Source organism: Enterobacter cloacae complex sp. IR53030, from assembly GCF_049238365.1.
In the GTDB taxonomy this organism is placed as follows: domain Bacteria; phylum Pseudomonadota; class Gammaproteobacteria; order Enterobacterales; family Enterobacteriaceae; genus Enterobacter; species Enterobacter kobei.
The window spans coordinates 112,168-125,510 of record NZ_JBMKHA010000017.1; the positions used below are offsets into that span (position 1 = coordinate 112,168).

Annotated in this window: 13 protein-coding genes and 1 riboswitch; of the genes, 4 read left to right on the forward strand and 9 right to left on the reverse strand. The window is 55.9% G+C overall.

Going from position 1 to position 13,343, the window contains the following annotated elements:
- Window positions 1-97 precede the first annotated feature (97 nt).
- Complete coding sequence (locus ACOTXR_RS17380; RefSeq protein WP_014882517.1) at window positions 98-865, forward strand: DedA family protein; 768 nt, start codon at window positions 98-100, stop codon at window positions 863-865.
- Window positions 866-907: 42 nt separating this feature from the next.
- On the opposite strand, the gene thiQ is transcribed toward ACOTXR_RS17380, so the two are convergent.
- From thiQ to sgrR, 4 genes are all read right to left on the reverse strand, one after another.
- Complete coding sequence (gene thiQ, locus ACOTXR_RS17385) at window positions 908-1,609, reverse strand: thiamine ABC transporter ATP-binding protein ThiQ (protein ID WP_058690234.1); 702 nt, start codon at window positions 1,607-1,609, stop codon at window positions 908-910.
- On the reverse strand, window positions 1,593-3,203 hold the full coding sequence (gene thiP / locus ACOTXR_RS17390) for a thiamine/thiamine pyrophosphate ABC transporter permease ThiP (RefSeq protein WP_058690233.1): 1,611 nt from the start codon (window positions 3,201-3,203) through the stop codon (window positions 1,593-1,595). Before thiP ends, thiQ begins: the two co-directional genes overlap by 17 nt.
- A complete protein-coding gene (gene thiB, locus ACOTXR_RS17395; protein WP_058690232.1) occupies window positions 3,179-4,162 on the reverse strand; it encodes a thiamine ABC transporter substrate binding subunit in 984 nt (327 codons plus the stop codon). The genes thiP and thiB overlap by 25 nt, the downstream gene beginning before the upstream one ends.
- Before the next feature lie 31 nt (window positions 4,163-4,193).
- A riboswitch (TPP riboswitch) is annotated at window positions 4,194-4,294 on the reverse strand.
- A gap of 36 nt (window positions 4,295-4,330) precedes the next feature.
- The gene (gene sgrR / locus ACOTXR_RS17400; protein ID WP_058690231.1) at window positions 4,331-5,986 is read right to left on the reverse strand and encodes an HTH-type transcriptional regulator SgrR; all 1,656 of its coding nucleotides are present in this window, start codon (window positions 5,984-5,986) and stop codon (window positions 4,331-4,333) included.
- A gap of 88 nt (window positions 5,987-6,074) precedes the next feature.
- Between sgrR and sgrT the strand changes: the two genes are divergently transcribed.
- The 3 genes from sgrT to ACOTXR_RS17415 all read left to right on the forward strand — a co-directional run bounded on the left by sgrT (window position 6,075) and on the right by ACOTXR_RS17415 (window position 7,881).
- The gene (sgrT, locus tag ACOTXR_RS17405) at window positions 6,075-6,227 is read left to right on the forward strand and encodes a glucose uptake inhibitor SgrT (protein WP_014882529.1); all 153 of its coding nucleotides are present in this window, start codon (window positions 6,075-6,077) and stop codon (window positions 6,225-6,227) included.
- A gap of 120 nt (window positions 6,228-6,347) precedes the next feature.
- Window positions 6,348-7,526 carry a sugar efflux transporter gene (locus ACOTXR_RS17410; protein ID WP_023332075.1) on the forward strand — a complete coding sequence of 393 codons (1,179 nt, stop codon included), beginning with the start codon at window positions 6,348-6,350 and terminating at the stop codon, window positions 7,524-7,526.
- 217 nt (window positions 7,527-7,743) lie between these two features.
- Complete coding sequence (locus ACOTXR_RS17415; protein WP_058690230.1) at window positions 7,744-7,881, forward strand: Hok/Gef family protein; 138 nt, start codon at window positions 7,744-7,746, stop codon at window positions 7,879-7,881.
- Between the two features lie 107 nt (window positions 7,882-7,988).
- On the opposite strand, the gene leuD is transcribed toward ACOTXR_RS17415, so the two are convergent.
- From leuD to leuL, 5 genes are all read right to left on the reverse strand, one after another.
- Window positions 7,989-8,594, reverse strand: coding sequence for a 3-isopropylmalate dehydratase small subunit (leuD, locus tag ACOTXR_RS17420; protein WP_014882531.1), 606 nt, complete (start codon window positions 8,592-8,594; stop codon window positions 7,989-7,991).
- A gap of 10 nt (window positions 8,595-8,604) precedes the next feature.
- On the reverse strand, window positions 8,605-10,005 hold the full coding sequence (leuC, locus tag ACOTXR_RS17425) for a 3-isopropylmalate dehydratase large subunit (RefSeq protein WP_058690229.1): 1,401 nt from the start codon (window positions 10,003-10,005) through the stop codon (window positions 8,605-8,607).
- 2 nt (window positions 10,006-10,007) lie between these two features.
- Window positions 10,008-11,099, reverse strand: a complete 1,092-nt coding sequence (gene leuB, locus ACOTXR_RS17430) for a 3-isopropylmalate dehydrogenase (protein WP_058690228.1) — start codon at window positions 11,097-11,099, stop codon at window positions 10,008-10,010.
- Window positions 11,099-12,670, reverse strand: a complete 1,572-nt coding sequence (gene leuA / locus ACOTXR_RS17435; RefSeq protein ID WP_058690227.1) for a 2-isopropylmalate synthase — start codon at window positions 12,668-12,670, stop codon at window positions 11,099-11,101. Before leuA ends, leuB begins: the two co-directional genes overlap by 1 nt.
- 91 nt (window positions 12,671-12,761) lie before the next feature.
- Window positions 12,762-12,848 carry a leu operon leader peptide gene (gene leuL / locus ACOTXR_RS17440; protein ID WP_099458923.1) on the reverse strand — a complete coding sequence of 29 codons (87 nt, stop codon included), beginning with the start codon at window positions 12,846-12,848 and terminating at the stop codon, window positions 12,762-12,764.
- Window positions 12,849-13,343 lie beyond the last annotated feature (495 nt).

The window sequence follows — 13,343 nt, forward strand, 5'->3', positions numbered from 1 at the left end:
GCAGAAAGCTACCTGTAAACTATTCAGACAATTGTTGCCTTGACGCAGTGCGGGGCGCTAAGCAGAATCGCTGATTCGTTTTCTGACCGGAATAGTTATGCAGGCATTGCTGGAACACTTTATTACCCAGTCCGTTATGTATTCGCTCATCGCCGTGGCGCTGGTGGCCTTTCTGGAGTCGCTGGCGCTCGTGGGGTTAATCCTGCCCGGCACCGTGATGATGGCGGGTCTTGGCGCGCTGATTGGCAGCGGTGAGGTCAATTTCTGGCAGGCGTGGCTGGCCGGGATAATCGGCTGCCTGCTGGGCGACTGGATATCCTTCTGGCTGGGCTGGCGCTTTAAGAAGCCGCTGCACCGCTGGTCGTTCATGAAAAAGAACAAAGCGCTGCTGGATAAAACCGAGCATGCGCTGCATCAGCACAGCATGTTTACTATTCTCGTCGGCCGCTTTGTGGGACCCACGCGTCCTCTGGTGCCGATGGTTGCCGGAATGCTGGATCTGCCCGTTGCAAAGTTTGTGGTGCCGAACATCATCGGCTGCGTCTTCTGGCCGCCGTTCTACTTCCTGCCGGGGATCCTGGCCGGTGCGGCCATCGATATTCCTGACGGCATGCAAAGCGGTGAGTTTAAGTGGCTGTTGCTGGCAACGGCGGTGCTGCTGTGGCTGGCTGCGTGGCTGTGCTGGCGGTTATGGCGCAGTGCGAAAGCCAGTGTCGATCGCCTGACACGCTATCTTCCGCGCACTCGTCTTTTGTGGCTGGCCCCCCTGATGCTGGGCGTTGCGGTGGTGGCGCTGGTCGCACTGATTCGCCATCCTCTGATGCCGGTGTACGGTGAAATCCTGTTGAAGGTGGTGAGCCGTTAATGGGTTTCCCTCTCCCTGTGGGAGAGGGCCAGAGTGATGGCATCAGACTGCGCTGATGCCCAGCAGCGACGACGCGGTAGCATTACCCTTCAGAAGTTCTTCTGTCATCCCATCCCACACAATTCGTCCTTCGGCAATGACCACCGATCTGGGGGCAATCCGTGCGGCATCTTCGATGCTGTGCGAAACCATCAGCATCGTCAGCTGCTGGCGCTGACAGACGTCCTGCACAAGCGTCAGCATCTCCTGGCGCAGCGCCGGGTCGAGCGCAGAGAACGGTTCATCCAGCAGCAGTATCGGCTGTTCGCGGACCAGACAACGGGCAAGCGCCACGCGCTGACGCTGGCCGCCGGAAAGCTCGCCGGGCAGCCTGTCGAGAAATTCCGCGATCCCCATCTGGGCGGCAATGACCTCTAGCTTCTGGCGCTGGGGGGCGTTCAGCTTGAGTCCCGGATGCATCCCCAGCGCGATGTTTTGCCGCACCGTCAGGTGGGTAAACAGGTTGTTTTCCTGAAACAGCATGGAGACAGGACGTTTTGCAGGCGGCGTATAGGTATGGTCCCGATTTTCAATGATTATCGATCCGCTTGCCGGCTGCAGAAACCCCGCAACCAAATTGAGCAGCGTGCTTTTTCCCGCACCGCTTGGGCCAAGCACCGCAATAATCTCTCCCTGACGCACGGAGAGCGTGAAGCGCATCGGCAGATGCTGGTAAAGCCAGGTTACATCAGTCAGTTTTAACATCACGCCCCGGAAGTTTTTCGATAACGGTAAAGAGTCCAAAGCACAGCAGGAGCAGCAGTAGCGCCGTGACGGCCCCGTCCTGGCTGCGGTAGGAGCCAATCTGCTGATAAAGCCAGAACGGCAGCGTGCGGAAATCGTCATTGCCGAAAAGGGCCACCACGCCAAAATCCCCGATGGAGAGTACGCAGGCGAAGGCCAGTGCCTGGGCGAGGGGGCGTTTCAGGGCGCGAAGTTCCACCACCTTTAACCGCCGCCAGCCGGTTATCCCAAGGGACTGACACAGGATGCTGTAGCGGCTGTTGACATCCCGCATAGGATTTTCCAGTACTTTCAGCGCGTAGGGGATTGCCATTAAGGCATTGGTAAAAATGACGATGCCGTCGGCGCTTTCCGGCAGGCCGACGGTGGTGTTGAACAGCAGAAAGAAACCGGTCGCCAGCACAATGCCCGGCATCGCCAGGATCAGCATGCCCGTTAGCTCCAGCGCTTGTCCGGCATTACGGGCATGACGCGCGTAGAGCTCGCGGCTGCTCCAGAGCAACATCATGGTCAGGATCACACATAGCGCTCCGGCTGCCAGCGCAATGCGTACCGAGGTCCACGTCGCTTGCCACAGCACGGGCTGTTGCAGTACTGACACCACATTCCTGTTCAGGCCATCAACGATAACGGCCAGCAGCGGTGGCAACAGAAGCAGGAGTGCCAGCACGATCAGGATAAAATCGGAGACGCGGCTGTGCAGGCTATCCTGCGGATCGCGCCAGCCCGAGAGGCTATTGCTGCCCGGGGGAATCGCTTTGCTCAGGCGCTGGCTCAGCAGCACCAGCACCAGACAGCACGCCATCTGCACGATCGCCAGAAGCGCGGCGCGGCCCGGATCGTAGTCGTAACTTAAGGCCTGATAAATCGCCAGCTCAATGGTGGTCGCCTGTGGCCCGCCGCCGAGAGAAAGCACGGTGGCGAAGCTGGCGAAGCAGAGCATAAAGATCAGCGCGGCAACCGGGGCAATCTGACGTCTTAACCAAGGCCATTCGACAAAGCGGAAAAACGACCATCCACGCATGCCAAGCTGAGCGGCAATCTGGCGTTGTTCGCCGGGAATATTCTCCAGTGCCTGCAAAAAGAGGCGCGTTGCCATCGGCATATTGAAAAACACGTGCGCCAGCAGAATGCCCTGCAGGCCGTATGGCGAGAAGGTCCATTCCAGGCCAAACCGGGCAAACAGCAACGCCAGCCAGCCCTGTCGACCGTAAACACTCAGGATACCAAATACCGCGACCAGCACGGGCAGGATCAGCGTCATGGCGCACAGGCGCAGCAGGACTACTCTTCCGGGGAAACGCCGACGATACAGAGCCCGCGCAAGAAAAATAGCCGGGAGCGCTGACAGCAGGGCAGAAAGAAACGCCTGCCAGAAGGAGAAACGAATGACGTGCCAGAGATAGCTATCGCGCCAGAGCGCGAGCAGATCGCTCTCCGGCGCGTTAAACCACAACGCAAGGAATGCTCCCAGACTGACTACCACCATCAGCATGGCGGCGAGCAGTCCGGGAAGTAACCAGCCGGGAATTAACGGCTGACGGCGCGTTGCCATTCACTTACCCATGCTGCTCGCTGCGCGGCCACCTGCTGCGGCGTAAACTCCAGCGACGTTTGTGGTTTGGTTAACTGGTCGAAACCGGCCGGCAGTGCAACGTGGGTGACGGGGTACATCCAGTTGCCCGCGGGAATGGCATTCTGGAACGCCGGAGAAACCATAAATTTCAGGAACTTCTCGGCGAGTTCCGGCTGTTTGCTGGCAGCGGTACGCGCGGCAACCTCCACCTGCATATAATGCCCTTCGGCAAAATTCGCGGCGGCGTAGTTGTCTTTCTTCTCGGCGATAATGTGGTAAGCCGGCGAGGTGGTGTAGCTGAGCACCAGATCGCTTTCGCCTTTCAGGAACAGACCATACGCTTCACTCCAGCCTTTGGTCACAGTGACGGTTTTGGCGGCCAGCTTCTGCCACGCTTGCGGCGCGTTCTCCCCGTAGACCTTCTGCATCCACAGCAGCAGTCCCAGGCCTGGCGTGCTGGTACGCGGATCTTCATAAATCACGCGCCATTTCTGGTCGCTCTCCACCAGCTCCTTCAGGCTCTTTGGCGGATTTTTCAGCTTGTTTTTGTCATAGACGAAAGCAAAGTAGCCGTAGTCGAACGGCACAAAGGTGTCGTTGTTCCAGCCGCCCGGCACGTTGACGGCCTCTGCCGCTACGCCGCTTTTGGCAAACAGTTTGGTTTGCGTGGCAGCTTCCAGCAGGTTGTTATCCAGCCCGAGCACCACGTCGGCTTTGCTGTTTTTCCCTTCCATACGCAGACGGTTAAGCAGCGACACGCCATCTTCCAGCGCCACGAATTTCAGCTCGCAATTACAGTCAGCTTCAAAGGCTTTTTTGACTACCGGGCCAGGGCCCCAGTCGGCAGAGAACGAGTCGTAGGTATAGACCGTCAGGACGGGCTTCGCGAACGCAGGCAGCGCAAACAGTGCCAGCAGAGGAAGAACTTTTTTTAACACTTTGCACCTCAGGGTTGAGTGGCAAAGGATTTTGAGAGACAGCCTCAAATCCCTTCGCCGGCGTTATCCGGATCAGGTTCGACGGGTATTATCTCAGCGCACATCTGTGATGCAGCACCCCGTTGAGAACGGCGCTATTGTAATGATTTGGTGAATATTACGAAAGCGTTATGGCTCCGGCGGCGCAAACCAGGCTGATTTGAAATCAAACCAGCCCAGGGTGTTCATCCGCAGACCGCGCATACTGCGTTGACCCTGGATCATCAGCCAGTGGTGTATCAGAGGTACAATCGCCTGTTCAGCCAGCAATTGCTGGCACCACACGGCAAGATTCATGTCGCCAGCGCGCCACTGGGCAGCGTCCTGCTGCCAGTCACGGTTGATACAGTGCTGGATCAGCGGGATCTCATACAGATGAGAAAAGAGCGAGAAATCGAGCGGCAGGGTGAAGTTGGCGCTGTTTAGCCAGATATCACTGACGATCTCCCCCCGGTGCCATTCGTCATAGTCCACTTCTCTGATCTCCAGCGTCACGCCTTCGGCTGCCAGCAGCCTGGCCATGATCCCGGCGATAAAACGATGCTCCACGTGCTCGCGGTAGTAGGTCAGGGTGATGGACTCCAGCCCGGCAGGTCTGTCGCAGTGTGCCGGGCGGGCGTGGTGCCAGCGCGGAAGCAGGCCGTACGCCGGAAACCAGTATGTCTGGTACTGCTCTTCCGCATGGTAGATCAGATTGGAGGGGGACAGCACGTGGCTGACCCACTGACGAACGGCCTGGTTTTCCCCGCGGTGGGTGCGGCTATCAAACAGCAGGTAGTAGCATCCCTCCTCCAGACGACTCTCCACCGCTTTTTCTCCCGTGGTGGGGCCTTCCAGCGTCAGCCCGCAGCTGAGATCTTCATTAAGATCCGGTAATACCCAGACGTTCACTTCGTCGATCAGTGCCCGATAGCCAAAGTAGTCATCAAACGCGCGAATTTTCAGCTGGTTGTTGTTATTGCGGGACACGGAGTAGGGGCCGGTGCCAATCGGCAGGCTGGCGAAATTGTTCAGCGACTCCCACTCGGCGGGCAAAATCATCGACGGCACATAGCCCAGCAGCCAGGGAAGCCATTTGTCCTGCTGCGACAGCTCAATATCCAGCGTCCATGCCGTCGGGGAATGGACGCGGGAAATGTGTGAATAAAGCGGTAGCTTGCGGGCACGTTCCAGAGAGGCGATGACGTCGCGCATGTCCAGTTCGCGACCGTGGTGAAAGTGGATGCCGGGGCGTAAGAAGAAGCGCCAGTGGCACGGGGAAAGTTGCTGCCAGTGATGCGCGATATCCGCTTCCAGTTCCCCATTTTCCTCATTTATCCGCGTCAGGCCGCTGAAAATCTGCCGGGCCATGTGGGTTTCAGAACGCCGTAACGCCGTGCCGGGTAACAGATTTTTCATCGGACGGTAGTAGAGCACCCGCAGAATGTGGCGGCCCTGACGAAAGCTACGTCCAAGATGTGAGACCAGCATCTGGCGCACGGCGGCTTTGTCGCCCACCAACTGCACCAGCTGGTCGATGCGATCCTGCTCCAGCAGATCCTCCGCGCGCTGCTGCTGCAACGCCAGACCGGTATAGAGAAAGGTCAAACGTGAGCGCTTCCCGCGTCCTGCCTCCGCTTCCCAGCTTAACCAGCCCTGCTGCTGCATGGTGTTAAGCAGCGTGCGCATATGACGGCGCGAACAGTTGAGCAGGTCAGCCAGCTCGTTGAGCGTGGTCTCCTGCGATTGCCCCTCGCAGCACTGCCAGAGGCGGATAAATTGTTGTTGCAGACGACCAGAAGGCATAAAAGGGGAACTCCTGACAAAAAACCAGCAATTTATTTATCCCTATATTAGGCCAATAATTCTCCCCGATGAAGTGAGGAGGTAAATTATGAAGAGGTCTACCGCACGTCAGTTTTATCAGCAGTACTTTTCAGCGACAAAAGGAGCGTCCTGGCTGGCCCGCCGGTGTGCAGAGCAGCGGCTGAAAATGTTAGAAGAACTGATGCAGTGGGACGTTACGAAACCGACCTCTTCCCGCTAACTCGCCTCGATCATGTGTGACTGAGTATTGGTGTTTATCACCCGCCAGCAAAATGTTTTTGCTGGCTTTTTTCGTTTATTCTTTCACCCAATTTCGATTCGCTTTCACAAGGACTTGCGTATGCTGTGGTTGATGACGATGGGGCGCCGCCTGAATGGCGTATATGCCGCTTTTATGCTGGTAGCCTTTATGATGGGCGTGGCGGGGGCGTTGCAGGCGCCGACGTTGAGCCTGTTCCTCAGCCGCGAGGTGGGGGCGCAGCCGTTTTGGGTCGGCCTGTTTTACACCGTTAACGCCATTGCCGGGATCCTGGTCAGCCTCGCGCTGGCGAAACGATCGGACAGCCAGGGCGATCGCCGCAAGCTGATCCTCTTTTGCTGCGCCATGGCCGTGGGCAACGCGCTACTCTTTGCGTTCAATCGCCATTACCTGACGCTCATTACCTGCGGCGTCCTGCTGGCGTCGCTGGCGAATACCGCCATGCCGCAGCTTTTCGCCCTGGCCCGAGAATACGCGGATAACTCCGCGCGGGAAGTGGTGATGTTCAGCTCGGTGATGCGTGCTCAGCTTTCACTTGCATGGGTCATCGGCCCGCCGCTGGCCTTCATGCTGGCGTTGAACTACGGTTTTACCGCCATGTTCGCCATTGCCGCGGCCATTTTTGCCATCAGCCTGGCGCTGATTGCCTTCGTGCTACCGTCTGTGGCGCGCGTCGAACAGACGACGGATAAGCCGATTACGCAAGTAAGCGGCTGGCAGGACAAAAACGTCCGTATGCTGTTTATCGCCTCCACGCTGATGTGGACCTGCAATACCATGTACATCATTGATATGCCACTGTGGATCAGCAGCGATCTCGGTCTGCCGGACAAGCTCGCCGGGATCTTAATGGGAACGGCTGCCGGGCTGGAGATTCCGGCGATGATTCTTGCAGGGTATTACGTAAAGCGCTTCGGTAAACGCAAAATGATGGTGGTTGCGGTTGCCGCCGGGGTGTTGTTCTATCTTGGGCTGATCTTTTTCCATTCGCGCGAAGCACTGCTGGCGCTGCAGCTGTTCAATGCCATATTCATCGGGATCGTGGCCGGGATCGGCATGCTCTGGTTCCAGGACTTAATGCCGGGACGCGCTGGCTCGGCGACCACGCTTTTCACCAACAGCATTTCGACAGGCGTCATTCTGGCGGGGGTGATTCAGGGAGCGCTGGCGCAGAGCTACGGACATGCCTCGGTTTACTGGATGATTGCCGCGATTTCGGTCATCACGCTTGGGCTGACATGCCGGGTTAAGGATGTTTGATTCTGGAAGGCGGCTTCACGAAATGAAACGAATTTCTGACAGATGAAGGGAAGGCGCATAGAGTGCGTGGCGGGTGCTTGAGGCTGTTTGCCTCAGGCTTTCGCAAGAGGCAAACAGTGGAGAGTCCCACATCAATAAAACTGATGGGGAGACCAACTTCACAACCCACATTGCGAGGTTAGTCTCTTCATTGCCGAAAAGCAATAAGGAGGCTGGAATGCCAAAACGTACTCTGCTGTTAGGTTTGTTTCTGATCTGTACGACGCTGTTGATCTTCACCTGGATGGTGCGTGATTCGCTATGTGAATTGCATTTCAGACAGGAGAAAACAGAGCTGGCAGCAGTGTTGGCTTAAGAAGCAAAACGTTAGCGGTATTGGCGGGGAAGGTTTCCCCGCCTCTCCAGAGTGGTTGAGCCTCAACGCACCCTTATCAATGGCCCGCTTTTCGCGGGCCATTGCCTTTAGCCCATAAACGCAGGCTGTTTTTTCTCGTACGCTGAGATGGCGTCTTCGTGCTGGAGCGTCAGACCAATACTGTCCAGACCGTTCAGCATGCAGTGACGGCGGAATGCATCAATGCTGAAGCTGTAGGTCTTCTCACCCGCTTTAACCACTTCCGCTTCCAGATCCACTTCAAACGCCATGCCCGGATTCGCCTTAACCAGCGCAAACAGCTCATCAACCTGTTCGTCACTCAGCGTCACCGGCAGCAACTGGTTGTTGAAGCTGTTACCGTAGAAGATATCCGCGAAGCTCGGGGCGATAACCACCTTAAAGCCGTAATCGGTGAGCGCCCAGGGAGCATGTTCACGCGAAGAACCGCAGCCAAAGTTTTCCCGCGCCAGCAGAATGGACGCGCCGGTGTATTCCGGGAAGTTCAGAACAAATTCTGGATTAGGCACTTCGCCTTTGTCATCCAGGAAACGCCAGTCGTTGAACAGGTGTGCACCAAAACCGGTGCGGGTCACTTTCTGCAAAAACTGCTTAGGAATGATGGCGTCAGTATCGACGTTAGCGGCATCCAGGGGGACAACCCGGCCTGTGTGTTGGGTAAATTTCTCTGCCATGATTGTCTCCTTATTTCAGGCTGCGAATGTCGGCGAAATGGCCGGTAACGGCTGCAGCGGCGGCCATTGCCGGGCTGACCAGATGGGTACGCCCACCGCGGCCCTGACGGCCTTCAAAGTTACGGTTGCTGGTGGAAGCACAACGTTCGCCTGGATTCAGACAGTCGTTGTTCATGGCCAGACACATGGAGCATCCCGGCAAACGCCACTCAAAACCTGCTTCGATAAAGATCTTATCCAGCCCTTCCGCTTCTGCCTGAGCCTTCACCGGACCGGAACCGGGAACCACCAGCGCCTGCACGCCCGGCGCAACTTTGCGGCCTTTAGCAATCTCTGCAGCAGCACGTAAATCTTCGATACGGGAGTTGGTACAGGATCCAATGAAGACTTTATCAATGGTCACGTCGGTCAACGGCACACCGGGCTTCAGTCCCATATAGGCCAGCGCTTTCTCCGCACTGGCACGCTCGACCGGATCGGCAAAGGAGGCCGGGTCAGGAATGCTGTCGTTAACGGAAATCACCTGACCCGGGTTGGTGCCCCAGGTCACCTGAGGCGCAATCTCTTCTGCCTGCAGCGTGACAACGGTGTCAAAGGTTGCCCCGTCGTCAGTTTTCAGGGTTTTCCAGTACGCGACCGCATCGTCAAAATCCTGGCCTTTTGGCGCGTGCAGACGACCTTTCACATAGTTGAAGGTCGTTTCGTCTGGTGCCACCAGGCCTGCTTTGGCGCCCATCTCAATGGCCATATTGCACAGGGTCATACGACCTTCCATGCTCAGCGCCTGAATAGCGTCGCCGCAAAATTCCACTACGTGACCGGTACCGCCTGCGCTGCCGGTTTTGCCGATGATAGCCAGCACGATGTCTTTCGCCGTGATCCCCGGTGCGGCTTTACCTTTCACTTCAATCTTCATGGTTTTGGCGCGGCCCTGTTTCAGGGTCTGCGTCGCCAGAACGTGTTCCACTTCAGACGTACCGATACCAAACGCCAGCGCGCCAAACGCGCCGTGCGTTGCGGTATGAGAGTCACCGCAGACGATGGTCATGCCCGGCAGGGTAATCCCTTGCTCCGGCCCCATCACGTGGACGATGCCCTGATAAGGGTGGTTCAGATCGTACAACTCCACGCCAAATTCGTTGCAGTTCTTGATCAGTTCCTGCATCTGGATACGTGCCATCTCACCCGACGCATTGATGTCTTTGGTCTGAGTGGAAACGTTATGATCCATCGTCGCGAAGGTTTTTCCCGGCTGACGCACGGGACGCTTGTGCGCACGCAGGCCGTCAAATGCCTGCGGGGAGGTCACTTCGTGTACCAGATGACGGTCGATATACAGCAGTGGGGTTTCGTTTGGTGCTTCGTAGACAACGTGTGCATCAAACAACTTTTCATATAAGGTTTTGGCCATGATTACACCCCTTCAGCGACATAGCGGGCAATGATGTCGCCCATTTCATCAGTACTGACTGCTGCCGTGCCGCGTGCTAAATCACCGGTACGGACGCCTTCTTCTAACGCCCGGTTAATGGCGTTTTCAATTGCGGTTGCTGCATCACCTGCATCAAGGCTGTAGCGCAGCAGCAGAGCCAGGGAGAGGATCTGTGCAATCGGGTTGGCGATGTTTTTGCCTGCGATATCCGGTGCGGAGCCCCCGGCAGGTTCGTACAGCCCGAAGCCTTCTTCATTCAGGCTGGCGGATGGCAACATCCCCATGGAGCCGGTGATCATCGCGCACTCGTCAGACAGGATATCGCCGAACAGGTTAGAGCAGAGCAGCACGTCAAACTGGGAGGGATCCTTAATCAGCTGCATGGTCGCGTTATCAATGTACATATGCGACAGCTCAACGTCCGGATACTGCTTCGCGACTTCGCTGACGATCTCACGCCACAAAATGGACGACTGCAGCACGTTCGCTTTATCAATGGAGGTCACTTTATGACGGCGTTTACTCGCCGACTCAAAGGCGATATGGGCAATACGTTCAATTTCGAAACGGTGATATACCTCGGTATCGAATGCTTTTTCATGCTGGCCGCTGCCTTCGCGGCCCTTTGGCTGACCGAAGTAAATTCCGCCGGTCAGCTCGCGCACGCAGAGAATGTCGAAACCGTTGGCCGCGATATCCGCGCGCAGCGGGCAGAATTCTTCCAGCCCCTGATAGAGCTTCGCCGGACGCAGGTTGCTGAACAGCTTAAAGTGTTTACGCAGCGGCAGCAGCGCGCCGCGCTCTGGCTGCTCAGCCGGCGGCAGGTGTTCCCATTTTGGGCCACCGACGGAGCCAAACAGCACGGCGTCGGCATTTTCGCAGCCTTCAACGGTGGCTTTTGGCAGCGGCGTACCGTGGTTATCAATGGCAATACCGCCCACGTCGTAATGGCTGGTGGTGATTTTCATCGCAAAACGCGAGCGAACGGCTTCCAGTACTTTCAGCGCCTGTGCCATCACTTCCGGGCCAATACCATCACCCGGCAACACAGCAATATGGTAATTCTTCGACATTACACGGTTTCCTTGTTGTTCTCTTTATTCTGAGCCTTGCGTTGCAACTCTTTTTCGACTTCAGCGGCGCGCCAGATGTTGTTCAGGACATGCACCATTGCTTTCGCGGAGGATTCGACAATATCCGTCGCCAGACCCACTCCGTGGAAACGGCGACCGTTGTAATTGACGACGATATCCACCTGGCCTAAAGCGTCTTTACCATGCCCTTTCGCCGTCAGGTCATATTTCACCAGCTCAACGTCGTACTCGGTGACGCGGTTGATTGCCTGATAGATGGCGTCGACAGGGCCGTTACCGTTTGCCGCTTCGGCTTTAATCTCGTCACCACAGGCCAGTTTGACCGAGGCGGTGGCGATGTCGCTGGAGCCGGACTGCACGTTGAAGTAATCCAGACGGAAGTGCTCTGGCTCTTCCTGCTGTTTGTTAATAAAGGCCAGCGCTTCCAGGTCATAGTCGAACACCTGACCTTTTTTGTCGGCCAGCTTCAGGAATGCGTCGTACAGCTGATCCATGTTGTAATCGCTGTCCTGATAACCCATCTCTTCCATACGGTGTTTCACCGCGGCGCGGCCGGAACGGGAGGTCAGGTTCAACTGCACCTGGTTCAGACCGATAGATTCCGGGGTCATGATTTCGTAGTTTTCGCGGTTTTTCAGTACGCCGTCCTGGTGGATACCAGAGGAATGCGCGAACGCGCCCGTGCCGACAATCGCTTTGTTGGCCGGGATCGGCATGTTGCAAATCTGGCTGACGGTCTGGCTGGTGCGCCAGATTTCGTTGTGATTGATGCGGGTGTGCACGTTCATGATGTCTTTGCGCACTTTGATCGCCATGATCACTTCTTCCAGCGAACAGTTGCCCGCGCGTTCACCGATACCGTTCATCGCGCCTTCTACCTGGCGCGCACCGGCGTGGACAGCGGCGATGGCATTGCCCACCGCCAGCCCTAAATCATCGTGGGTGTGGACGGAGATAATTGCTTTATCAATATTCGGTACGCGGTCATACAGGCCGGTGATGATGTTAGAGAACTCAAACGGCATGGTGTAGCCGACGGTGTCCGGGATGTTGATGGTTTTCGCGCCCGCGTTGATGGCGGCTTCCACAACGCGCGCCAGGTCTTCGATTGGCGTACGGCCCGCGTCTTCGCAAGAGAATTCAACGTCATCGGTATAGTTACGTGCGCGCTTAACCATATACACCGCGCGTTCAATCACCTCATCCAGCGTGCTGCGCAATTTGGTTGCGATATGCATTGGCGAGGTAGCAATGAAGGTGTGAATACGGAAGGCTTCGGCCACTTTCAGCGACTCGGCCGCAACGTCGATGTCTTTCTCTACACAGCGTGCCAGGCCACAGACGCGGCTATTTTTAATGGTGCGCGCAATGGTCTGTACGGATTCGAAATCACCCGGAGAAGAGACCGGGAACCCCACCTCCATGACGTCGATGCCCATTCGCTCGAGAGCCAGCGCAATCTGCAGTTTCTCTTTTACACTCAGGCTTGCCTGTAATGCCTGTTCACCGTCACGTAAAGTAGTATCGAAAATAATGACTTGCTGGCTCATGGGTTAGGTCCTTGTCAGTCTTAGGGCGCCTTGCTACGAGCATAAAAAAACCCGCGCAGTGGCGCGGGTTTTTAGTCTTACTGGTGACGATTCAACGCTGAATTTCGCCCGCCAGTCTACCGCGCACAGAAGATGCGTTTAGTAGTAGTAGACCGGTGAAACGATGGGTGCGTGTCATGAATCGTGCTCCGTTAAATTCAATATACTTTTAGTGGTACTGGATACGGCTGTTGATGTCAACCCCTGACGGTAAAAACGGTTCCGACAGACTGAACAGACAGGTTATAGGCTTTAGCTTATTGTGCTGGATTTTGCTTTTCAGGCTATATGAATTGTCTAAAATTGGACTCAAAAAGCATTTGCAGAAATAAGTACATTTAGCAGGTATTTTGAAATATGTATTTTTCGTCGTGGATGTTTTCTTTTTAAAGTATTTAATATCATTGATTTACCATTCACATAGGCATTCTTTCTCTCTGGCCGTGAATGAATGGGAATAACAGATTATTAACGTAAGTATACGCAAAGTCGATAACAGTTTAATTATACTTAAGTCATCCTTAACCAGATGACCATTGTGTATTGACTTGGTTTATGGTTTCATTCTAAGGAAGGTGCGAACAAGTTCCTGATATGAGATCATCATATTCATCCGGAGCGCATCCCAGAGGGA

Excerpts from the sequence above, each read along its gene's own strand:
- ACOTXR_RS17380 (WP_014882517.1), top strand. The coding sequence starts at position 98 with ATGCAGGCATTGCTGGAACACTTTATTACCCAGTCCGTTATGTATTCG.
- ACOTXR_RS17415 (WP_058690230.1), top strand. The coding sequence starts at position 7,744 with ATGCCAAAACGTACTCTGCTGTTAGGTTTGTTTCTGATCTGTACGACG.
- leuB (WP_058690228.1), bottom strand. The coding sequence starts at position 11,099 with ATGTCGAAGAATTACCATATTGCTGTGTTGCCGGGTGATGGTATTGGC.
- ACOTXR_RS17410 (WP_023332075.1), top strand. The coding sequence starts at position 6,348 with ATGCTGTGGTTGATGACGATGGGGCGCCGCCTGAATGGCGTATATGCC.
- thiQ (WP_058690234.1), bottom strand. The coding sequence starts at position 1,609 with ATGTTAAAACTGACTGATGTAACCTGGCTTTACCAGCATCTGCCGATG.
- leuL (WP_099458923.1), bottom strand. The coding sequence starts at position 12,848 with ATGACACGCACCCATCGTTTCACCGGTCTACTACTACTAAACGCATCT.
- thiP (WP_058690233.1), bottom strand. The coding sequence starts at position 3,203 with ATGGCAACGCGCCGTCAGCCGTTAATTCCCGGCTGGTTACTTCCCGGA.
- sgrT (WP_014882529.1), top strand. The coding sequence starts at position 6,075 with ATGAAGAGGTCTACCGCACGTCAGTTTTATCAGCAGTACTTTTCAGCG.
- leuA (WP_058690227.1), bottom strand. The coding sequence starts at position 12,670 with ATGAGCCAGCAAGTCATTATTTTCGATACTACTTTACGTGACGGTGAA.
- leuC (WP_058690229.1), bottom strand. The coding sequence starts at position 10,005 with ATGGCCAAAACCTTATATGAAAAGTTGTTTGATGCACACGTTGTCTAC.
- sgrR (WP_058690231.1), bottom strand. The coding sequence starts at position 5,986 with ATGCCTTCTGGTCGTCTGCAACAACAATTTATCCGCCTCTGGCAGTGC.
- leuD (WP_014882531.1), bottom strand. The coding sequence starts at position 8,594 with ATGGCAGAGAAATTTACCCAACACACAGGCCGGGTTGTCCCCCTGGAT.